This window comes from Sporosarcina sp. E16_8, from assembly GCF_017347095.1.
In the GTDB taxonomy this organism is placed as follows: Bacteria; Bacillota; Bacilli; order Bacillales_A; family Planococcaceae; genus Sporosarcina.
This window is the reverse complement of record NZ_JADPRZ010000028.1, coordinates 1-23,080: the sequence shown is the minus strand read 5'-3', so window position 1 is coordinate 23,080 and position 23,080 is coordinate 1. Positions and strand designations below refer to the sequence as shown.

At 40.9% G+C, this 23,080-nt stretch carries 21 protein-coding genes and 1 riboswitch; of the genes, 2 read left to right on the top strand and 19 right to left on the bottom strand.

Annotated elements, in window-relative coordinates; all coding sequences use genetic code 11:
• Positions 1-123: 123 nt before the first annotated feature.
• The 4 genes from I2484_RS14515 to I2484_RS14500 form a co-directional block, all read right to left on the bottom strand.
• Positions 124-1,335: a NupC/NupG family nucleoside CNT transporter gene (locus tag I2484_RS14515; RefSeq protein WP_207151756.1), complete on the bottom strand. Its 1,212-nt coding sequence runs from the start codon at positions 1,333-1,335 to the stop codon at positions 124-126.
• 344 nt (positions 1,336-1,679) lie between these two features.
• Positions 1,680-2,495, bottom strand: coding sequence for a Cof-type HAD-IIB family hydrolase (locus I2484_RS14510; RefSeq protein WP_207151755.1), 816 nt, complete (start codon positions 2,493-2,495; stop codon positions 1,680-1,682).
• Between the two features lie 374 nt (positions 2,496-2,869).
• Positions 2,870-4,159, bottom strand: a complete 1,290-nt coding sequence (locus I2484_RS14505; RefSeq protein ID WP_207151754.1) for a solute carrier family 23 protein — start codon at positions 4,157-4,159, stop codon at positions 2,870-2,872.
• The gene (locus I2484_RS14500; protein ID WP_207151753.1) at positions 4,156-4,743 is read right to left on the bottom strand and encodes a xanthine phosphoribosyltransferase; all 588 of its coding nucleotides are present in this window, start codon (positions 4,741-4,743) and stop codon (positions 4,156-4,158) included. The genes I2484_RS14505 and I2484_RS14500 overlap by 4 nt, the downstream gene beginning before the upstream one ends.
• 154 nt (positions 4,744-4,897) lie before the next feature.
• A riboswitch (purine riboswitch) is annotated at positions 4,898-4,999 on the bottom strand.
• Between the two features lie 151 nt (positions 5,000-5,150).
• Between I2484_RS14500 and I2484_RS14495 the strand changes: the two genes are divergently transcribed.
• Complete coding sequence (locus tag I2484_RS14495) at positions 5,151-6,362, top strand: CynX/NimT family MFS transporter (RefSeq protein ID WP_207151780.1); 1,212 nt, start codon at positions 5,151-5,153, stop codon at positions 6,360-6,362.
• A 68-nt stretch (positions 6,363-6,430) separates the two neighbouring features.
• Here the strand turns inward: I2484_RS14495 and I2484_RS14490 are convergent, their stop codons facing one another.
• The 9 genes from I2484_RS14490 to I2484_RS14450 form a co-directional block, all read right to left on the bottom strand.
• The gene (locus I2484_RS14490; protein WP_207151752.1) at positions 6,431-6,922 is read right to left on the bottom strand and encodes an SRPBCC domain-containing protein; all 492 of its coding nucleotides are present in this window, start codon (positions 6,920-6,922) and stop codon (positions 6,431-6,433) included.
• Positions 6,923-6,944: 22 nt separating this feature from the next.
• Positions 6,945-7,094 carry a VOC family protein gene (locus I2484_RS14485; RefSeq protein WP_346014196.1) on the bottom strand — a complete coding sequence of 50 codons (150 nt, stop codon included), beginning with the start codon at positions 7,092-7,094 and terminating at the stop codon, positions 6,945-6,947.
• Positions 7,095-7,137: 43 nt separating this feature from the next.
• Complete coding sequence (locus tag I2484_RS14480; protein WP_207151751.1) at positions 7,138-7,905, bottom strand: exodeoxyribonuclease III; 768 nt, start codon at positions 7,903-7,905, stop codon at positions 7,138-7,140.
• A gap of 225 nt (positions 7,906-8,130) precedes the next feature.
• Positions 8,131-8,640 (bottom strand): YhcN/YlaJ family sporulation lipoprotein, encoded by a 510-nt coding sequence (locus I2484_RS14475; RefSeq protein ID WP_207151750.1) that lies wholly within the window; start codon positions 8,638-8,640, stop codon positions 8,131-8,133.
• Between the two features lie 153 nt (positions 8,641-8,793).
• Positions 8,794-9,915 (bottom strand): FAD-dependent oxidoreductase, encoded by a 1,122-nt coding sequence (locus tag I2484_RS14470; RefSeq protein WP_207151778.1) that lies wholly within the window; start codon positions 9,913-9,915, stop codon positions 8,794-8,796.
• A gap of 155 nt (positions 9,916-10,070) precedes the next feature.
• Positions 10,071-10,868, bottom strand: coding sequence for an ABC transporter ATP-binding protein (locus tag I2484_RS14465; RefSeq protein WP_186671020.1), 798 nt, complete (start codon positions 10,866-10,868; stop codon positions 10,071-10,073).
• Positions 10,843-11,895: an ABC transporter permease gene (locus I2484_RS14460; RefSeq protein WP_207151749.1), complete on the bottom strand. Its 1,053-nt coding sequence runs from the start codon at positions 11,893-11,895 to the stop codon at positions 10,843-10,845. Before I2484_RS14460 ends, I2484_RS14465 begins: the two co-directional genes overlap by 26 nt.
• An 18-nt stretch (positions 11,896-11,913) precedes the next feature.
• Positions 11,914-12,927, bottom strand: coding sequence for an ABC transporter substrate-binding protein (locus I2484_RS14455; protein WP_207151748.1), 1,014 nt, complete (start codon positions 12,925-12,927; stop codon positions 11,914-11,916).
• A 317-nt stretch (positions 12,928-13,244) separates the two neighbouring features.
• A complete protein-coding gene (locus I2484_RS14450) occupies positions 13,245-13,409 on the bottom strand; it encodes a Spo0E family sporulation regulatory protein-aspartic acid phosphatase (RefSeq protein WP_207151747.1) in 165 nt (54 codons plus the stop codon).
• Between the two features lie 849 nt (positions 13,410-14,258).
• Here I2484_RS14450 and I2484_RS14445 point away from each other — a divergent pair.
• Positions 14,259-14,456, top strand: coding sequence for a hypothetical protein (locus tag I2484_RS14445; RefSeq protein ID WP_207151746.1), 198 nt, complete (start codon positions 14,259-14,261; stop codon positions 14,454-14,456).
• A 76-nt stretch (positions 14,457-14,532) separates the two neighbouring features.
• Here the strand turns inward: I2484_RS14445 and I2484_RS14440 are convergent, their stop codons facing one another.
• The 6 genes from I2484_RS14440 to hpaI form a co-directional block, all read right to left on the bottom strand.
• Complete coding sequence (locus tag I2484_RS14440; RefSeq protein WP_207151745.1) at positions 14,533-16,353, bottom strand: LysM peptidoglycan-binding domain-containing protein; 1,821 nt, start codon at positions 16,351-16,353, stop codon at positions 14,533-14,535.
• 328 nt (positions 16,354-16,681) lie between these two features.
• Positions 16,682-17,476 carry a VLRF1 family aeRF1-type release factor gene (locus tag I2484_RS14435; protein ID WP_207151744.1) on the bottom strand — a complete coding sequence of 265 codons (795 nt, stop codon included), beginning with the start codon at positions 17,474-17,476 and terminating at the stop codon, positions 16,682-16,684.
• Positions 17,477-17,628: 152 nt separating this feature from the next.
• Positions 17,629-18,615: an ABC transporter substrate-binding protein gene (locus I2484_RS14430; protein ID WP_207151743.1), complete on the bottom strand. Its 987-nt coding sequence runs from the start codon at positions 18,613-18,615 to the stop codon at positions 17,629-17,631.
• Between the two features lie 360 nt (positions 18,616-18,975).
• Complete coding sequence (gene hpaD, locus I2484_RS14425) at positions 18,976-19,959, bottom strand: 3,4-dihydroxyphenylacetate 2,3-dioxygenase (protein ID WP_207151777.1); 984 nt, start codon at positions 19,957-19,959, stop codon at positions 18,976-18,978.
• 18 nt (positions 19,960-19,977) lie between these two features.
• Positions 19,978-21,489 (bottom strand): 5-carboxymethyl-2-hydroxymuconate semialdehyde dehydrogenase, encoded by a 1,512-nt coding sequence (gene hpaE, locus I2484_RS14420; RefSeq protein WP_207151742.1) that lies wholly within the window; start codon positions 21,487-21,489, stop codon positions 19,978-19,980.
• A 400-nt stretch (positions 21,490-21,889) separates the two neighbouring features.
• Positions 21,890-22,813, bottom strand: a complete 924-nt coding sequence (gene hpaI, locus I2484_RS14415) for a 2,4-dihydroxyhept-2-ene-1,7-dioic acid aldolase (RefSeq protein ID WP_207151741.1) — start codon at positions 22,811-22,813, stop codon at positions 21,890-21,892.
• Positions 22,814-23,080: the final 267 nt, after the last annotated feature.

The window sequence follows — 23,080 nt, the reverse complement described above, 5'->3', positions numbered from 1 at the left end:
GATTATGACCGGCATAAGCCGTATTATGACCGCCACGTGTTATTAGCAAGAGATACTTTAGACAAAAAGAATATATGAAAAGGAGCTTGGTTAACCCAAGCTCCTTTTCATATAAACAATAAATTAGATAAACATCCCTGCAATAGCAGCACTCAATAACGAGGCTAACAGCCCCGCTGCCACCGCACGAATACCCAGTCTTGCAATGTCAGGACGTCGACTTGGCGCTAGAGAACCTAAACCTCCAAGAAGGATTGCCAATGAACTTAAGTTTGCAAAGCCGCAAAGCGCAAAGCTGACGACGATGACCGTTTTAGGGCTAAGTGAAGCAATTTCAGGCGCGAATGCCGCATATGCGACAAACTCATTCAACACGAGCTTTTGACCGATGAATCCGCCTGCTATGACCGCCTCAGACCAAGGTACACCAATAGCAAACGCAAGCGGTGCAAATACAACGCCTAAAATCCCCTCAACCGTCAACGATTCAAAACCGATAAACTTGCCGAGTCCGCCTAACATTCCATTCATTAAAGCGATTAGCGCAATGAACGCCAGTAGCATTGCCCCCACATTGAGAGCGAGCTTTAATCCATCCGCTGCCCCACGCGCTGCAGCATCAATAACGTTTACCGATTCCTGATCCTTACCCATCTCAAAATCGGCAACTTCCGACTTTTCGGTTTCAGGTATCAATATTTTTGCCATCACTAACCCGGCAGGTGCAGCCATGAAACTTGCTGCAATCAAATACTCAAGTGGAACTCCCAAGAGTGCATAACCCGCGAGAACAGAACCCGCAACAGATGCTAGACCCCCTGTCATAACTGCAAAAAGCTCTGACTTTGTCATGTTTGCCAGAAATGGACGGATGACCAGTGGAGCTTCCGTCTGTCCGACAAATATATTCGCCGCCGCAGACACCGATTCCGCTTTACTCGTGCCAAGCAGTTTCGATAAAGCACCTCCGATTAACTTGATTACCAGCTGCATAATTCCAAGATAATATAACACGGAAATCAAGGCAGAAAAGAAAATGATGATTGTCAAAACTTGGAATGCAAAGACAAAACCGAATCCTTCAACATCCGCTGCCGGACCAAAAAGAAATGCAACCCCTTCTCCCGCATAGTCAATAACATTTTGCACGAGTCCGGAAAACCATATTAACCCCGCTCTCCCCGCTTCCCATTTCAAGACGACAAATGCAAATGTCACTTGGATAGTTAAACCAACAATGATAGTCCGGTAATTAATCAATTTCTTTCCATTAGATAAAAGAAATGCAATTCCCAACACCACAACTACCCCTAAAAGCCCCCACAAAAAATTCAACTAGTACACCTCTTTATATGGAATTTTCCCATTTGTAGTTTTGTTACTAATACGCCAATTCGCACTATATAAAAACTCATTTTCGTCGTCTGACGTCATACAACTAAATGAGTTTAGCAAACGAAATGACATAAGTAAATAAATTGTACGAAAAACACAAAAAACTATGTTTTCAAAATGACTTAGCAGTTAGTATTCCACATTTATCCGTGTTTACTCGTAGTTTTTTTAAATATGCTCTTATTTTTAAAAACAAAAAAGACTATCCCTTTAAGTCAATACAACTGACCAAGGAGATAGCCTTATTCAACTACTTTTAACAACAAAGGAAGTTACCTCTACCATCATTCAATCATTGCTCCCAATGGCTCTAAAACAAATTTCTCAATTGCATGGAGCACGCCTTCTTCATTGTTTGTCAGTGAAGTATAATCCGCAAGGTCTTTCAATTCCTGGACCGCGTTACCCATTGCGATACCTAGACCAGCTGTTTTTATCAGTTCAATGTCATTGTGGTTGTCACCAATACCGATAATTTCAGTACGATCGATACCAAGCTTACCCGCTAGATGCAATAAAGCACATCCCTTGTTAGCTTCCGGATGTGTCACTTCTAGGTAGTTCACTAAAGACTTTGCGATATGTGCGCCCTCTCCAAACAATTCCCGCAATTCGTCCTGTAAACCCGCAAGGTACATAGGCTCTTCGATAAAGAGAGCTTTTGTAAATCCTTTTTCGGCAAGCTTGCCGAGATCCGATTCTATCACATACGGGACTTTCGACTTTTTGGAGTACTCAATAATCTTGTCGTTTTCTGATGCGCAATAAAGAATATCATCTTGATAAACTTGTAAATGTATTTTTTTATCATGAGCAATCTCAACTAACTTTTGTGAAATATTAGGCGGAATAAGTCTCTCATACATCACTTCATTGTCATCCACGCTTTTAATGATTGCCCCCTGATACGTAATCACAGGTACATCTATGCCAAGTTGCTGTGCAAATAATTTTGCCGATGGAAACATACGCCCCGTCGCAATCGTGACAACCGTTCCTAATTCTACTACTTTTTGAATTGCCTTGATTGTTCTTGGCGTAATCAATAATTCATCCGTAAGTAATGTCCCATCAAGGTCAATCGCAATTAGTTTATACACGGAATCTTCCCCTTTACTTAATGCTATCTAGTAATCGTTGCATGTTGTGGCTTGCACTGTCTAGTGATCATACTTTTTATCTCACGAAAATTACTACCCTATGATTTTCGGGTGGGCATATTGCGTATGGCAATCACAATGTACAAAGCGGCGTTGGAAGAACAGTCTATTTGTTAAGTGCCGACTATTTACTTAGATTAACGTACCCAGAATATATCACTTTATCGCCATTATACAACAATGACGCGGAATTGGACATACAATTGTAGACATTTCATCTATTATATAGTAGCCAAATAAATATTTCCTAAAAATAAAGCAATCCCTCAATCCATTTCGGACTGAGGGATTGCTTTATTGATTAAATTCGTTATTCAACCAACTTCTCCAAGTTTTTTCTTCCGTGAAGGCAACATATTAAATAAGATATTCAACACAATCGCAGTGACACTCCCCGCGACAATACCGTTACTCGTTAAAATTTTAAGACCTTTAGGGAATTGTGCAAAAAGTTCAGGTACGACGGTCACACCAAGTCCAATTCCGATTGCGCAAGCAATAATCATAGAATTCTCTTGAGAATCAGTAATGATTTTGCTCAACATTTTAATACCTTGGGAAACAACCATTCCGAACATCGCAATCATCGCGCCACCTAAAACGGCATTAGGAATAATTGTTGTGAATGCTGCGATTTTAGGAACAAAACCAAGCGTAACCAACATAATACCCGCAATTAAAATAATTTTTCGTGATCTGACACCCGACATTTGAATTAAACCGACATTTTGCGAAAACGTTGTATACGGAAATGCATTGAAAATACCGCCTAATAAAACGGCAATCCCTTCCGCACGATAGCCTTTTTCAAGATCTTTTTTCTTTATATCTCGCTCACAAATATCACCTAGCGCAAAGTAAACGCCTGTCGATTCCACGAGGGAAACCATTGCCACAAGAATCATCGTGACTATAGCCGGCCATTCGAAAGTCGGCATACCGAAGTAGAAAGGCTCTACCATATGAAAATAGTCTGCATCCCGAACGGCTGAGAAGTCCACTTTACCCATAAAAGTGGCAGCAACAGTCCCGACAACCAAGCCAAGTAAGATGGAAATAGCACGCATGAAACCAGTTGAAAATTTAAAAACTAGGAGGATAAACAGCAATGTTCCGAACGACAATGCTAAATTCGACAATGAGCCGAAATCACTCACATCTTGTCCTCCACCCATATTGGTAATAGCTACAGGGATCAACGTAATCCCGATAATCGTAACGACAGAACCTGTTACAACAGGAGGGAAAAATCGTACAAGGGTACCGAAAAACCGGCTAATAACAATGACGAAAAGTCCCGATACGATAATTGCACCGTAAATAGCGGAAATTCCAGACTCGGTGCCAATCGCAATCATCGGTCCGACCGCTGTAAACGAACAGCCTAATACGACTGGCAATCCGATCCCGAAGAAACGGTTATTCATAATTTGTAAAATCGTTGCAATCCCACACATTAAAATGTCGATGGATACGAGATAAGTCAATTGTGTAGACGTTAGGCCCAAAGCTTCCCCGACAATTAATGGTACGAGGACTGCCCCGGCATACATCGCCAAAACATGTTGGAACCCTAAAGCAGTTGACTTAAGTGGATTGCTCACTTGGAAGTTTCCTCCTCAATAAACGTCACTTGTCCGTTTTCGAGTGATGCTATATTCGCTAGTGATTCTACGCGGATGCCGCGTTCACGAATGAGCGCCCCGCCAGGTTGGAAACCTTTCTCAATAACAATCCCAACGCCTGCCAACTTCGCTCCAGCTTGCTCAATTATATCAAGCAATCCAAGTACAGCTTGTCCATTTGCAAGGAAGTCATCGATAAGCAAAACTGTATCTTGTGCTGTAATGAAATCTCTTGAGACGGAAATATCATTTGTTTCGTTTTTCGTAAATGAATGAACACTCGCCGTATACAGGTGATCCACTAACGTTAGCGATTTGCGTTTACGTGCAAAAATTACTGGTACACCTAGTATCAAGCCCGCCATCATCGAAGGTGCAATACCCGACGATTCAATCGTTAAGATTTTTGTAATCCCCGCGTCTTTAAATCGGGCTGCAAACTCTGCACCTACAGCCTGCATAAGGGGTGGATCGATTTGATGATTCAAAAACGAATCTACCTTTAACACCTGATTTGATAACACTTTACCGTCTTGTACAATTTTATCTTTTAACAATTTCATTTTATTTTCCCTCCTTCTTGTTTTCACAATCAAGAGCCAAAAAAATAAGCCCTATGACCGTGCATCCAATCAAACCATGAGTGGAGCAATGTCATTCGGGCTTATTTGCCGAATGGAAAAGAAAGAGACATACCCAAATAAATGAGTACGACTTTTTCAATCCGTTGCTTCCCATAGTCGATTTATTTACGGTAAATCGGTAGAAACTTGCGGGCCATATCCCCGCTATTATATGAGCGAATACTATTAGAATGTTATTAGTATAGCATGTGAAAATCAGATTTCAACGTACTCAAAAGTTAAAAAATGATTCACTCAATTCAATGAACGTACTCTGCACACTGAATGTGTTATTGTTGATGAAACAAGTAGACTTTGGGGGCATTATCTTGACCAATCCACATTCCATGAATTCAAATAAAAAATTGAAATTCACACGCAATACTTGGTTTCTTCTTATCGGGATCATTTTCATCGCATCCACACTTCGATCACCCTTAACATCTGTTGGACCATTAATCTCCTCTATTAAAGATAGCTTGGCCATTTCAAATGTATTAGCGGGATTTCTAACGACTATCCCTTTGCTCGCGTTCGCACTTATTTCGCCGTTCGCTCCGAAAATTGCACGTCGCTTCGGAATGGAACTGACATTATTCGTTTCTCTCATTTTATTGACAGCGGGCATCATTATTCGTTCTCTGGGCACAACACCTAATTTGCTCATAGGAACTTTCCTAATAGGACTTGCCATTGCGTTTGGAAATGTCTTATTACCAGGTTTGATAAAACTTAACTTTCCGCTTCACATCGGTCTCATTACCGGAATTTATTCTGTCTCGATGAATTTATCCGCATCCATAGCTGTTGGCGTAAGTGTACCGCTTGCCCATGAAACGCAATTTGGATGGGAAGGCGCGTTAGGCATCTGGGCGCTTCTTACATTTATCGCACTACTCATTTGGTTGCCTCAACTTAAAAACAAGAGACTGCCCGACTCCGTGATAATGACAGCAGATAAAGCTAAATCCCCTGCTTTATGGCGTTCTCCATTGGCGTGGAGTGTTACATTCTTTATGGGGTTTCAATCGTTGATATTTTACACGACTTCGGCTTGGATGCCTGAGGTGTTAAATACGCAAGGAATAAGTCCGGATAGTGCGGGTTGGATGGTTTCCCTCTTACAATTTTCTCAATTACCAATGACATTTGTCGTTCCAATTCTGGCAGGTAAAGTAAAAGATCAACGCTGGATTGTAGCTGGCGTTGCCATATTATATCTCTTGGGCTATGGAGGTATCATGGTAGGGGGAACTGCACTCGTTCCATTATGGATGATTATGATTGGAATTGCAGGCGGTGCGGCATTTGGACTGTCGATGATGTTCTTCTCATTACGTACACGAACACCGCATGAAGCTGCAGATTTATCAGGTATGGCGCAATCTTTCGGCTACGCACTTGCTGCCATTGGACCTGTGTTGTTCGGGTTATTGCATGATTTCACATCCGGCTGGTCAGTTCCGATGCTTATTATTATCGGCGCAACCTTAATCGTCTTCCTATCCGGCATGAAAGCAGGTAAAAATAATTTTGTTACTCCGGAAGAGACTAAGTAATTGGAATTTGTTAATAAAGCATTGAAAAAAGCTTCTGGGTATGACTCCCAGAAGCTTTTTTCATTGCTTTACTCTTTATCAGCTATCATTAGTTCATTAAAAGCTTGTTCATAGTTACTATGCCATTTTTCCCATTCAGTTTCTCTAGAATCAATTGGCTCGCCATCAAGCAAAGACTTAATGACATCCAGACAAACATGCCAGCCTGCAAGATCTTTTATTCTTTGTTCAGTTGTCGTTGTGAATCTCTCTGTGAAAACCATTAGACAACCACCTTGCTCAGGATGCAGTTCAAAACGAACAACATCTCCAAACCAATCGAATTCCAGTACAGTAAATAGCGTGTGTTCAAAAATTTCAAGTTGCTCAAACTTCCCATCCGGCATGACGAACTTCATGAAACCACCTTTGCTCGGGTCTCCGATGCTTAACTCTTGAAACCATTTGTCCAGTTCTTGATTATCCGTCAGCATTGCCCAAACATGTTCTATAGGGTGCTCGATATGACGTTCATAGCGGGCAATGTAACCATTCTCGACTTGTTTGATAGTAGCAATCATCTGAATCTACCTCTTTCGTTCTTTAGTTCGTCGCAAGGTTCAACTGCCAAGAAACGCCGTATCCATCTTGCACCCAACCGATTTTCTCACTAACTGGTGTTGGCGAAAGTAGTATAAGAACTTGTCCGTCCACAGATAACTGTTTAAAAAGTTTCCTTCGAACATCAACTATTTCAAGATTTATTGGTTTGTATTCCCCATCATTACTCTCCCCTCTATCCTATTAATGCGGAATCCATTTCCAATACAATCGGACAATGATCACTGCCAAGTATGTCTGGATGGATCTCGGCATTCTTCACCTTAGGTGCAAGCCTCTTTGATGCTATGAAATAATCGATTCGCCAACCGATATTACGCTCTCTTACTTTACTCATGTAGGACCACCATGTGTAGGCATCTACTTTATCGGGATTAACATAACGGAATGTGTCGATGAAGCCTTCCGCTAACAAAGCCGTCATCTTACCCCGTTCTTCATCTGTAAAGCCTGAGTTTCCGATATTCGATTTCACATTCCGAATATCGATTTCCTGATGCGCGACATTTAGATCGCCGCATAAAATAACCGGCTTTACTTCGTCCAACTTATTCAAGTATGCACGCATATCCTCTTCCCATTCTAAGCGAAAAGGCAATCGTGCCAAATCACGCTGCGCATTGGGCGTATAGACATTCACCAAGTAAAACTGCGGGAACTCAAGCGTAAGAATTCGACCTTCTCCTTCAGTTGCCAATTCCCCTACACCATACTTTACTGATAACGGTTTTTCTTTCGTAAACACAGCTGTTCCTGAGTACCCCTTCTTTAGCGCATAATTCCAATACTGATGATAACCATCTAACTGTAAATCGATTTGTCCTTCTTGCAACTTTATTTCCTGTACGCAGAAGATATCTGCATCCACAGATTCAAAGTATTCCAAGAAACCTTTGCCTACACACGCCCTTAATCCATTGACATTCCAAGAAATTAATTTCATTTATACTTACCCCTTTAATTGATCCCGACAAGCTTACTTCCTATTCACATTATACCACAAAGGAACATATGTTCAACTCTTCACAAAAAATGAAAACTCTTTTGCAATAGTTCTCAGTCAGAATGTATATAAAGTGATAGTTCGAATATAATATATTCCTCGTAAAAAGGCCCATCACTCAATGAATGATGGGCCTTTTTTAAGATAAAAGGAAAAATTGATAGTTTAATGAGCGTCGGGAAATACTCTCTTCATGGCATCAGAAAACTCTGTAAAGAATCCTTCTACTGGTTCATTGGCTCTGATTTTAGTTCCATATTCGTTCATTTGTTTTACAAAATCGGGATTCATCGATACATAAACATTTTTAAAGGTAGCATTAGCCGATCTGACCTCATCCGCAATTTTGTTCTCAGTCACTTCTGAACCTTCTGCTCCTTCTTTCAGCACAACTGCCACATAAGCATTCGTGTCAGTTACGATGACATTTGCGCTTTCCACTTCTTCCATTTTCACGAGTTTATCTGCTACATCATCCGCTACTGCTAGCTTATGATTTCCTTCTTTATCTAGCTTTGCATCTGTTGTTGATTCTTTGTCGACTTCGTCTTTTACAATCGTTTCTGATTCCGTGCCCATTGCATTTTCCTTCACTTCTTCAGTTTTCTTCATTCCACATCCCATCATAGAAAAAATGATGAGCAAGGTGGCCAGAACTCGCAACATTTTAGTCATTTAAAATCCTCCTTCTATATGTCAGTAAGGATAGCATGGTCTGTTTGCCCTTTTTTATGTATACGTTTTAATTTTTAATGCCAATAAAAAATTCTCAAGCTGAAAAAACGGCTTGAGAATGAAGCAATCTATAGTAACACATTCGGGTGACTGTCACTCAGCATCGATTGCACTTGCAACTTTATACAATTTAAGGTCAATTTCAACCGGTTCATCCATTGCTAATTTTGCTAGTTCTTTGCCTAAGAAAGGACCGACAGTTAATCCTGAAGCGCCCAATCCGTTCGCTAGTAGAAGTCCTTTTGCTCCTGGAACTTCTCCTATAACCGGAAGGAAACCAGGGGTAAACGGACGATATCCAACACGCACCTCGGTAAAAGTACTGTCTGCTAATCCTGGTGCGACTGCTAAAGCTTTACCTAATACCTCTTGCAATCCTCCTGCAGTAACGCGCATATCGAACTGCTTATCATCTTCATGTGTTGCCCCAATGACTATTTTCCCATCGTCAAATGCGAGAATGTATTGGTCAGTTGGGGGAATGACAACTGGCCATTCTTTGGTTTGTATATTTTCAAGTTGCAGATGGACGATTTGTGCTTTTTGGGCACTTACTTGCAGTTGAATGCCTAGCGGCTCCACTAATTCTGCCGCCCATGCTCCGGCAGTGATAATGACTTTATCCGCTAAATATTGATTGTCCTCTACTTGAACACCCGTGACAACATTGTCAGTAGCAATAAGTGTGGCAGACCCCTTTACAAATACTGCGCCATTTTTTTTAGCAGCACTGACCAACGCATTTCGTAAAGCACGGCCGTTTACACGAGCCGCTCCGCTAATTTGAATAGATTCATATTCCTGTGAAAGTGGCGGAAATAATTCCGATGTCTCACTTGCATTTAGTTGATGTATTTCGCCAATTTCAGGTGCATCATCTCGCTTATTTACCGCACGTTCTTTCATTTTCTCGAGTTTGACAGCATCCGTATGCAAGCTGACCGCACCCACGCGCCGGTATCCTGTTTCCGTTTCTCCGTCTTCTTCAAGTTGTTGGATGAGTGACGAATAATATGCCGCCCCTCCTTTCGCAAGCGCATACCATGCTTTATTTCTCCGCTGAGACAGCCATGGACAGATGATGCCCGCTGCCGCATCCGTCGCCTGCCCCGCGTCCTGACGATCTATAACCGTCACTTCAACTCCTGATTTTGCTAAATGGTATGCTGTCGAGGCTCCTAAAATCCCAGAGCCGATAATGATAAACTTATCGATAATAAACACCTTTTTCACTTTGAGTTAATTCCAATCATACCAGTTCTTCAACTAAAGTTTGGTGAATTAACTCGGCTTCGCGGAATTTACCCACGATTCCATTTAAAAACACCACAACCTCATCTTCAGGTTGTGGTGTCTTATCCTTCTTCACTTTATACGGATAATAACGCGGCATCACTGTTTAGCTTTTCACCGCGAATGCGTTGGAATTCGGCCATTAACTTTTCAATCGTCAACTGCTTCTTCTCTTCAGCTTCAACCTCCAAGATGATTTGGCCTTTATCCATCATAATAAGACGGTTCCCTAAATCCATTGCTTGCTGCATATTATGCGTGACCATCAACGTCGTCAGTTGATCCTTTTCTACAAGTTCTTTCGTCAGATTCGTGATCAATGCCGCCCTTGATGGGTCAAGCGCAGCTGTATGTTCATCAAGCAGCAAAATGGATGGTTGTGTAAAAGTAGCCATTAACAACGAGAGTGCTTGGCGCTCTCCACCTGACAGCATTCCTACCTTAGCATTCAAGCGATCCTCGAGGTTCAAATGTAATGTTTCAAGCGATTCACGGAATAGGTCACGGCGTTTCTTGTGAACACCTTTGCGCAATCCGCGTGTTTTATTACGCGAATAGGCCATTGCTAGGTTTTCCTCAATTGTCATGGAAGGAGCTGTTCCAGCCATTGGATCTTGGAACACTCTGCCAATCATTACGGAACGTTTGTATTCAGGGAGTTTCACAACATTTTTACCAGCGATTTCAATGACACCGAAATCTGGCGTAAGTGCACCTGAAATCATATTCATCATTGTTGATTTCCCTGCACCATTACTGCCGATGACGGTTACAAAATCACCTTTCTTTAAATGCAAGTTGATTTGATCAAGCGCGATTTTCTCATCGGGGGTTGCTTCGTTAAATACCTTATTTATCTGTTGGAGTTTCAGCAATTGCATTCCCTCCCTTGTTTAGTCCATGATCATAAGTTGTTAATCGTTCAGCATGACGTTTGGATTTCCTCTTATTTTCGCGTCTTTTATCAACGTATTGCGGTAAAATAAGTGCGGCTATAACGATAACAGCAGTGATCAACTTCATATCTCCTGTATCGAGAAATTCTACCCGAAGTGCAAGACCCAATACGATTCTATAAATAATAGCACCCGCAATTACTGCAAGTGTTGTTCGCATAATTGTTTTTGTACCAAATATTGCTTCTCCGATAATAACAGAAGCTAATCCGATAATAATCATCCCGATTCCCATTCCAATATCCGAAAACTTCGAGTACTGGGCAATCAATGCACCAGAAAAAGCGACAAGCCCATTAGATAGGCCTAAACCCAGGATTACAAGCGTATCTGTATTCGCTGAAAAGCTGCGAATCATTTTCTTATTGTCACCGGTTGCGCGTATTGCAAGCCCGATTTCTGTTTGTAAAAACCAATCTACAACTACTTTAATGATCAATGTAGCTATAATCATTAAAAACAACGTTCCCCATGTAGAAGGCAAATATTTTACACCAAGCGAGCTGAAGAACTGATTGATTGTTTCATCGATACCGAGCGTACTCCAAAACGCATAAAATTTACTAAACAACGTTTCTGCATTTAGCAATGGAATATTTGGACGTCCCACTGAACTTTCTGACGTCAGACCCATTATCCTTAAATTAATTGAGTACAGGGCAATCATCATCAAGATACCAGCAAGTAATGGATTAATCTTTCCTTTTGTATGTAATAGACCCGTTATACAACCTGCCATAAATCCAATGACGATGGCTGCTCCAGTTGCTAATAACGGATGATAACCAAAGACAATCATTGTCGCTGCAACCGCTGCCCCCGTTACGAAACTTCCGTCAACCGTTAGATCGGGAAAATCTAGCACTCGGAATGTGATATACACACCGAGTGCCATGATTGCATAGATGATTCCTTGCTCTACAGAGCCAAATATAGCACTAAACATACAGAATCATCTCCTAATTTATTCGCTTAATTCAGCTTTCCATTCGTCTTTGATAGTAAGATCGATTGAATCAGCTGTATCTTTATTTATGATAAGTTTTAGATTTTGTGGAATTTGTACAGGCAAAGTAGCCGGTTCACTTTCACCTTTTAGAACTTTAACCGCCATTTGACCTGCTTCATAGCCGATGTCATAATACTCGAATCCATACGCCGCTAATCCTCCGCGTTTTACAGAGTCGAATTCGCCAACCATCATAGGGAGCTTATTTTCATTCGCAACTGATATAACGGATTCAAGTGCAGATACAACTGTATTATCTGTAATAATATAGAATGCATCTACTCTGCCGATTAGTGATTCTGCAGCCTGTTTAACATCAGCAGATGTCGCCACTGGCGCTTCCACTACTTTCATATCCATATCCTTTAGTAGCTCTTTAACTGCATCTACTTGAGCACGTGAGTTCTGTTCGCCTGCGTTAAATACCATTCCAACATTTTTCGTTCCAATTTCTTGAAGGAATTTCATCGTATTCGGGATTGCATCTGGGTGATTGTCAATCGTACCTGTGACATTTCCACCAGGACTTTCATGTGAAGCCACTAGTTCAGCGCTTACAGCATCCGTAACAGATGTGAAAATAATTGGAATTTCTTGAGTCACGCTAGCTGCAGCTTGTGCACTAGGCGTCGAATTCGCGAAAATCAAATCAACGCCTGTACTTACAAGGTTATTCGCAATTGTTGTATTTGCACTGTTGTCGTTCTGCGCATTTTGTATATCATATTCCACATCAAGCCCTGCATCTTCTATCGCCTTTTTAAAACCATCAAAAGCAGCGTTCAAAGAGGGATGCTCTACAATTTGGGTCACACCAATTTTATATTTCGGTGTTTCTTCACTAGTACCTGGTTCTTTTTCCTCATTTAATGGCTTAGAAGCATTACCCGCTTTTTCTCCTCCACATGCCGCAAGTATAAAAATGACGCTAAATAGTGCTACTGCATACCTTATCCAATTAGTTTTCATTTCCATTCCCCCTTTTTCATTATCGTCTTATTTATAGGTATATATTAACGGCGATAATTATTCGTAACAATACACTGTTTACATATGTTAGTCAATGGAATTTTAAGTATTCTAAACATTGAAGCGCTTACATTTTCGGACTACTCCATTTTGTCTGCAAACTCTTAACGATTCATCTTCATGTATAAAAACGCAATGAATCACCTAGTTATTTTCAACCATACAAAAAAACGACCAATCACCCCCGTTGGAGTTTGACCGTTTTTTTCACACAATTAAGGCAAACCTGTATCAGGTTTGTATTACTATTTTCTTTTTTACGATACTTTTTCTTGATATCTATTGATTAACTCATCCAATTCTTGACTGCATGCGACAACAAGAGGATGCGTAAATCCGAAAGTTTTCGCCTTTCTATACATGACTTTTCTCTTAATTCCAATTTGTAACAACAACGCCTTTTCATTCAGTAGCCTTTTCACAAATCTTCCTCCATATAATATATTCTGCTTCAGATTATGCGGTCTTTATCTAGTAGGTTCGGAAGCAGCTTAGTACATCGTACAACAATATTTTTGAAAAAAATGTCGTATTAAGGCAAAATTAAATTTAGTCATAAATTTGTCACAAGTTGCAGGAATATAAGTCGTAAAAGTTGATTCTTAAGGCTCCGTACATAGGCCCGTTAATAGATTGATTATTTTTAATCGTTTCAACAAAAAGGTTTATTAGAAATCCAGTTGGGTATAGATAGAGTACAAGGTGAAACAACCTGAAGAAGAAATTCGTAGACGAGTAACCTGCCTATAACTTCTAAGGATGAAATGCACAGCCTTGGCGGGAAATTTGCTTAACTGGCGACTAGCTACACTCGACGAGATCCACCTGATTTCGCGTTAGGTTGTGTATCACTTAGCTATTCATCTAGCGTTTTCGATGAGTGTCTAAGGCTTTAACCAAGTAGTTACGATAAATCAACATGTTTTAACTGGGCTATACAGATTAATCACGAAGTGTTAGACCAAGCAGTAAGCGTTTCGTTTTTTGTTTAAGTGCAAATTAACTACTGACTGCTTTGCCGAAAGTGGCGTCGCGCGTCAGATTCATCAAACTGCAAGACGAGTATTAACGAATCGTCAGTAAAAACAGTTTGTATCAGTGAAATAACAAATTTTCCGAGTGCATCCCTTTCGCAGGGGAACGAAAAAGCATGGTCCTTCATGGATCATGCTTTTTTCGTCTTAACATATTTCCTCACTGCTCATACGAATTGAATTCGTTTTTCAAGCCATATTAATGTGGAATACACATATTGAAATGGAGGGTTTATTATGAGAAAAGGTAATCCAAAAGGAACTTCCAACAATTCAGCATCATTGCCACCTACAGCGAATCAACAAAAATCAAAATCGAATACCATGAAAGAAGAAATTTCGCTTGAACTAGCCGAACTCGGAAACCTCAATCCGAAACATGAACCAATGACACAAAACAACAGGGAAAAGAGCGAATCGGAAAAGACTTACTAATAATAGAAGAAATTAAATAAGGTAGCTACTGAAAACCACTAGGAATTACTAATCCTAGTGGTTTTTTTCAAACACCCTACGGTAAAAATAAAAGCGTTGAGGAAATCCCATCAATATGTTCCTTATCAGCCCATAATATAAAGTAATTATAAGATATTCCATCAATCATTATCGGATTTGGATATTGTGCTATAAAAGCTGCCTGCCCATTCATGTCAGCAGGTTGATCGGCAGAAGGTAAAATGGTACAAGATTGTTCATACGGATTCTGTGATTGTATTATTCGAGGCGCTGAACCATAGGGCATTAATTTTTGAAAAGCTTCGTCATGGCATACCTTGTCAATGGAATCTGATCCAAAAAGAGCTGAAATTTGAAAATAACCATCATTACCTTCGTATCTTTCATCGCTTACCCTATGCCACCTTGCGGGATATTGAAAGTTAACGTCAAATGTATCATTCGTAAATTCTGCTTTTGACAAATCCATAATCGGTGTTGGCGACCATTGCACCGACGTGATAGGCACGCCTTCTATGAGTCGAATCGGGACCGGATGAGTTAGATCAAAAACCCACAGTTCATTCGCAAATTCTTGCCCTTTACACCCAGAAAGGTATGCAACTTTTCTTCCGTCAGGTGACCAAGTAACTGGCGTAGAAAAGCAATTCGAAATCGCCCATATCCGATCATCATTCCCAAGACGTTCCACAGTTCTTATTTGCGAAAAAAAACCTCTGTCATCAGATACGGTTGCACTATAAGCGATTCGTAAAGAATCAGGTGACCATTCCGGGAAATAGTTTTTGCCATCCTGTCCCCCTTTCACCTCATTTACAGCACCTGTAGCAAGATCCACAGTGTAAATGATTGAGACACTTGCGCCAGGTGTTGTATAGAGAACAAACCTACCGTCCGGCGATAGACGCGCATCATGGAGAGGACCATTTGTATTTTTAGTGATTTGCTGTTTAGCTGTTCCGTTTATCCCACTACGGAACAGCTGGCTTATACCGGAAGCATCACGGGCTTGAAACAATAATTCCGTGCCACTCGGAAACCAGCTGACTTCGGATGCGCCGGGTTGCCTGAGAGCCTTCGCTTCATGCAGCGTGGCGTTATACAACATGATCGTTCCTCGGGCCGCATAAGCCAAACTTGAACTATTTGGAGACCAGTCGAGACTGAAATCTCCCCCTTCTTTCAACTGATCTATACCAGCGATTAAACCCGTTGTGGTATAAATAACATAGATAATTCTATCCTTCCCCACAAATGCGATTCGACTGCTATCAGGCGACCAAACTGGTTTCGATTGTGCATCACCTAAACCATTTGTAAGTTTCCTATTTTCCCCAGTACGTGGATTATACACCCAAATATCGTACTGTCCTCCGCGATTTGATGTATAAGCAAGAAATCCTTGATCACCGGTAGGAGCGTAAGGAATACCTAATTTCATTCCTGGATTAATGGCTGTGGTTGGCAGTTCGTTGGAAGTTTGTAAATACTTAGGGTTGCTTTGACCACCTGTTGTCACGTTGAAACGCTTGGCAATCTGAACCAATGTATCCCTAGGTTGAACGACATAATAAGAAACGCCAGGCGGTATTTCAAGTAATTGACCAACATGTATGGCATAAGGTGGCCTAAGCCTATTTTTTTCAACAATCAAAGAAACTGGAACACCGTACATTTGGGAAATCCGATACACGGAATACCCCGACTTCACACGGTATTTATTGATGCCAGGTGGAATTGACAGCTGTTGCCCGACAAAGATTCTATACGGAGACGTTAAATTATTTGCAGAAATAATGGATTTCACTGGAAGTTCCCACCGCTTAGCTATGTTATTTAATGTGTCACCAGACCGAACTACGTAAAAAAGTTGCATCGCTAACACATCCCTTCATTTTGACAACATAATAATTTCCTAAGTAAGATTTGACCTGAATCCTATCTATCACTCTACCCATCCTATGTTATTCGTCTAGTAGGCGGTGTGTTCTAACTAATGACATTCATTTCAATAGTAAGCAGAACAAAGGCACTCTTTGCTTTTATCTTCAATTCTGAAGAGACTCGAGGGACTGGCGCCTTGAGCCTAGACGTAAATTCTTTAGGTTATAATTTATCCACAGTACGAAATTTTATAATTTTCCAGATAAAAAAATGAACCGCTCTTTTAAAAAAGAGCGGTTCATTTTTCCAATTTCGCTTATTTACTTTTCAAAGACTTGGTGAATCACATCATTTGGCTTGCTGTTATTTAGGTTTTTGTAAATGCAGCTTGCTGGTTTTTCTCGCAACGTTTCAGCGAAGGCGTTTGCTAAATCAGCTTCACCCGACACATGGATTTCTTGCCAGCCGCGTTCTTTCTTCAGTGTTCCGATGATTTCACCCATTCCTTTGTAGAACCTCTGCAGATTTTCTCTCAGGCGTGGTTCAATTGCGTCGCCTTTTGAGCTTCCCATTCCTACATTATGAGCAGCAGAAGCTTTACTCCGTTCCCCCCACCCTTCCAGATTCGGATCGAAATCATAGGAGAAATCGGCAAGGACAGCTCCCATTGCTGTGTCTAAGATACGCACTTCCCCAAAGCTCGGCAATATAATCCCTGCTTCCGGATAGGCTTTGTACATATACTCCATCTCTTCAGTCACTGGGTGGTTTTCCCAGTGGAAGCTGGTTTTCACAGGGACCTGAACATAGTGAACCGACCATAATTCGGGGTCAATTGACGCAAAAATTACGACACCTTTGCTTAGATCATTCTTATTATCCTCGACTTCTTTTGCGATTTTTTTCTTTAGCTCATTAAAGGCTTTCAATTCATTTTCATCGTCAGAAGCAGTCAAATATTCATCAATCCGCTTCAAACCACTCTTCAAATGAATTCTCCACGCCCCATTTAGTTGCTCTGGATCACCTGGATTAGTGTTTAAATAGACACTCAATACACAACGCTCATCGCAGTGAAAGTCTTTTAGGGTTTGAAGTTCTTTACTTAATGACATAATTTCATTAACCTCCTTGAGTTTCGATTCGTTACTAGCATACCCACGCATGGCTAGTCTAAAACGAATCATGAGTGATACTGTCTACATGAGAAGCCTAGATTAATTAACAGCACCAATACTCGCGGAAAGCGTGATGAATCATACCCTATTCATTCACTACGTTCAGCTTGCCACTCTTCTTTAATTTCAAGACCTATTTTAGATGCAGTATCTTCATTAATAACAAATTTCAAGTTTTTCGGAACTTGAACAGGTAATTCGGAGGGCTTGCTTTCTCCTTTTAAGATTTTCACAGCCATTTGACCTGTTTCATAGCCGAGTTCATGATAATTAAAACCATAAGCTGCTAATCCACCTCGTTTCACGGAGTCTAGCTCACCAACCATCATTGGTAATTTATTGTCATATGCAACTGACGTTACAGTTTCAAGCGCGGAAACAACCGTGTTATCTTTAATGATGTACAATGCATCGACTTTACCGACCAATGAGTCCACAGCTTGTTTCACATCCGCTGAAGTAGCAACAGACGCTTCAACAATAGTTATATCCATATCTAGTGCTAATACTTTTGCTTTGTCCATTTGAGCTCGTGCATTTTGTTCTCCCGAATTAAAAATCATGCCTATATTTTTCGCACCTAATTGTTCTTTTAGGAACTTTAATGTTTGCGGAATTACATCAGGATGCAAATCAATCGTGCCCGTCACATTACCTCCCGGACTTTCCAATGAATCTACTAATTCTGCGCCAACAGCATCCGTAACTGATGTGAAAACGATTGGAATTTCTTGAGTCGCACTTGCTACAGCTTGTGCACTGGGTGTAGAATTCGCAAAAATCAAATCTACACCAGAGTTAACAAGGTTTGTTGCAATCGTTGTGTTAGCACTATTGTCGTTTTGTGCATTCTGCACTAGATATTCCACGTCAAGCCCTGCATCTTCTATCGCCTTTTTAAAGCCATCATAAGCGGCATTCAATGAGGGATGTTCTACGATTTGCGTGACACCTATTTTATATTTTTTTGTGTCCTCATTAGTACTCGTTTCTATTTTCTCTCCGTCTCCACATGCCGCAAGAAGTAATGCAGCACCAAAAACGACAACCGCCATTTTCTTCAAACAAATCTTCATTCTTTTTCCCCCTTTAATTAATTAAATCTTATTATTTTGTGTGAATTTTATTCTTAAAGATAATTTTTCATAATGCTACACTGACCGTGATTGATAGTCAACGAGATTCCAAACATTCCGAATGTTTAAGCGCTTACATTAGACTTATTCGTATTGGATAGTTCCCGGCATGTCCAAATTGGGTCCAAGTAAAGGCAAAATTCAATTTGGAGGTCATACAATCGTTTTGTACTCTGTAGTTCTTACCAATGCAAAAAACACCCACAAAAATGCAAAATGGACCATTTTCGTAGGTGTTTTATAATGTTTACTAAATCCGTTGTCAGTAACTGGAACCAGGGTAATTGTATAGTTCAGCTATCAAGCCATATTCTTCGGTTGTCTTTGTGCCAATAACGGTTCTCGACACTCTATTTCTTCACCCGTTTCAATATCAATGAATGTACTCGTTTCATTAAACCAGCAATCTGGTGCTTTATGTCCCCAGAACGTTTGGCGAAGCGGGTCATTTAAGTCCCAGCGCTTCGGCTTTAAGTCTGGGTCACTTGTTAAATAATCACCCGTATAAAGTTCAATACGGTGACCGTCTGGATCTCTCAAATAGAGGAAGAATGCATTGGATAATCCATGGCGGCCGGGTCCGCGTTCAATCGAATCTGCATAGCCCATACTGGCTAAAACATCACAGCAATCGAGCACGCTAAGTCGATCTGTTAATGAGTAAGCAAAATGATGCAATTTTGGACCAGGACCACTCATGAATGCTTGATCATGAACAGTCGGCTTTCGATAAAGCCATGCTGCCCACAAGTCTCCCTCTTCCGTTTCCGTATACTCCGAACACGAGAATCCTAAGTGATTGACATAAAAATCAAAGGCTTTTTGAACATCAGGTACTGCACAGTTTACGTGATCTATCCTTTGAATTTTTGCTCCTCGATAAAGATCATAGCGCTGCAGCATCCGATCAACAGTGGTCATTTCTGCAAAAAACTCTAATGGGATGCCTGAGATATCATGCACTCGAAGAGTTCTTCCGATTGCATGTTGTACCCCTTTTGCCATCCATTTTGTTTTCAGACCTTGTGAGATGAAAAGCTTTTCAATTTCATCAAGATCCTGTTCTTTTTCCACCTTATAACTAAGTACTTCAACAACGGCTTTGTCTGCTTTTTTCAATAGTAAACTGTGATGCGAATGTTCTTCTAAACCTCTTAAGTAAATATGATTGTCATCACTTTCGGTTTCAATCATGCCTAATCCATCCACATAGAACTTTCGGGACACCTGTAAATCTACTACATGAAGAACGGTTCTCGCGATTCGAATGATTGAAAAATCCATCGTGTTCACCATACCCCCCTATATTTTCCCGAACTGCTGAATATGATGATCAGCAATTGAAACGTGAATAACTTTCTGTTCAGTATAAAAGTCGAAGCCATAATGTCCACCTTCACGACCGATTCCAGAGGATTTCGAGCCTCCAAAAGGCGTTCTCAAGTCACGAACGTTTTGAGCATTCACCCAAAGCATTCCTGCTTCAACTTTATGCGCAACGCGGTGACCTCGTTTAATATCGTTCGTCCACACATATCCCGCAAGTCCGTAATCGACGCCGTTTGCCAGCTTAATAACCTCATCTTCATCTTCAAATGTCATCACGGTTAGTACTGGACCGAAAATTTCTTCTTGTGCAACTCGCATGTTATTTTCAGCATTTAGTATAAGCGTCGGTGCCACAAAGTTCCCTTTCGCTAATGCAATTGGAATGTCTCCAGTAACCACTTCGGTCCCTTCTTCTATTGCAATTTCTAAATAGTTTTTGACCTTACTATAATGCCCTTTATCGATCAGCGGACCCACCTCCGTATCTGATTCGAGTGGGTCACCTACTTTAATATTCGCAACACGTATCTTTAAAGCATCAATAAATTTATCTTTGATCCCTTCTTGGACAAACAAGCGTGAGTTCGCCGTACATCGTTCACCGTTAAATGAGTATATTCCCCAGACACAAGCATCCAATGCACGTTCGAAATCAGCATCTTCAAAGACGATAATCGGTGATTTCCCACCAAGTTCCATCGAGCAACTTTTTAGTGTATCGGCACTATTTTTAATGATTGTTGAACCCGTCGTTGTTTCCCCTGTGAATGAAATAAGCTGGACATCAGGATGTTTAACTAGCGCGTCCCCTGCTGTTTCGCCATAGCCATGAACAACGTTGAAAACACCCTTGGGAAGATCAGCTTTATGAATCACTTCAGCTAATAGATTTGCCGAAAGTGGAGATAGTTCTGCTGGTTTTAAAACAACTGTATTACCTGTCGCAAGTGCTGGCGCAACTTTCCATGTCTCCAACATAAAGGGAGCATTCCATGGTGTGATCAATCCTGCAACTCCTACAGGCGCATGAATTGTGTAGTTGATAAATTCATCATCTACTTGATAGGCATCTCCAACGAGACGACTTTCTACCATGCGGGCATAAAACCGAAAGTTTTCTGAAGCACGACTTACCATATTTCTTGTTTGGCTAATTGGAAGTCCCGTATCAAGTGATTCCAAGTAAGCGATTTCCTCTATTTCTTCGTCAATCAAATCTGCAATTCGATAAATATAGGCCATTCTTTTTTTAAGCTTCATCGTTTTCCATGGTCCATGATCAAAGGCTTCCCGCGCAGCAGCTACTGCTTTATTTATATCAGCAGACTGCCCTTCAGCCACTTCATTAATTTGTTCATTGGTAAACGGATTCATATTTTTAATCGTGGTCCCACCTATAGCGGGAGTGAATTCTCCATTTATATAGAGTGAAATATTCTGTTGTGTTTCATGTTTATAAGAAGCTAACTTGTTGGTTGATACCATACTTATCACCTATTTTCTTCTTAGTGTTTTGAATCCGGTGTCAGTAATCGGCACCGGGGTACGTATTAGAACACCGCTTAGTCGCTTGGTGATGGCCTTACGCTTGTCGCTCCTTCGCTAGATTTGTTCGCTATACGGGCGAGGAATAACACCTAGTTAACCCCGAATAAGTAGTGCCGAATATATATATGTCAATGTATTGAATTTTGGATCCGGTGCTAGTTGATGCCGCAATTCAAAGGGTTCTAATGGGTTCGTATTAGAACACAGCGCAGGCGCCTTACAGGGGTAGCCGAAGCCATAAGACTGGTGGCGAAGCTACCTGGCTTAGGGCGGGAGGCATCCCCTAAGCGCCGTAGCGGTATTCAATGGAAGCATTCATTCAATCTACATTGCGGATTTATTTTACAGAGCCTTCCTTAGGCAAAATAGCAAGTTCAATAAGTGATTCACGAACTTCTTGTTGGATTGCAGCTGAAGGTAATCCTAATGGTAAGCGAAGCTTCGGCGTAATTTTCCCCATCATGCCCAGTGCTACTTTAACGGGTGATGGATTTGTATCTTTGAAGAGTACGTCATTTAACGGCATTAATTCGAAGTGAAGATCTTGTGCTCGCGCAACATCTCCAGCAACCCACGCATTATAAAGTTCGGCTACTTTTGTTGGTTCGACATTTGCTGTAGCACTAATGAATCCAGCGCCGCCAATTGCAAGCATTGGATAGCAAAGCAGTTCGATTCCTGAGAATAATAGGAAGTCTCTTCCACAATTAAGAAGCACACGATTTACATGTTCAAAGTCTTTGTTTGCTTCTTTTACACCGATAATATTCGGGCAATCCTCAACTAAGCGCTTCATCGTGCTAACTTCCATATTGACGGCGGATCGACCTGGTATATTGTAAATAATGATTGGCGTTGTAACTGAATCGGCAACCGTTTTAAAGTGTTGATAAAGTGCTTCCTGGTTCGGCCTATTGTAGTAAGGCACGATAACCATTGAAGCATCCGCACCTAGTTCTTCTGCATATTTCGTTAACTCCATTGTTTCATCATGATTGGTAGACCCTGTACCAGGTGCAAAAAATACACGTCCAGCAATTGTTACTTTTGCTAGTTCCATAACTCGTTTTCTTTCAGCAATTGTTAAAGAACTCGGTTCACCACTTGTTCCTGTAACAGAAATCCCATGACTTCCGCTGTCAATTTGCCAATTTATCAACTCAATGAATGCTTTTTCATCGATTGCACCACTTTCAGTAAAGGGTGTAACAACAGGACAAATTGAACCTCTTAACTTTTTTTTGGCTGCTTCATATGCCAATAAAACCCACTCCTCATAAGTTATTAACTAGAAATATTGTAGTATAGGGCTCCATTGAATCCGCTGTAGCGGGAGGCTACCCCTTGAAAGGCGCCTTCGCTTAGTTTATATATATATTCGGCACTACTTATTTAGAATTAACTAGGTAGTAAACCTCACCTGTATAACGAACAAATCTAGCGAAGGAGCGACACTAATGAAAGGCAGCCCAATATCGCCGCGTCCTGCGGCAAAGGCTGCACACCCGCATCCTGCAGGCGCCGGATC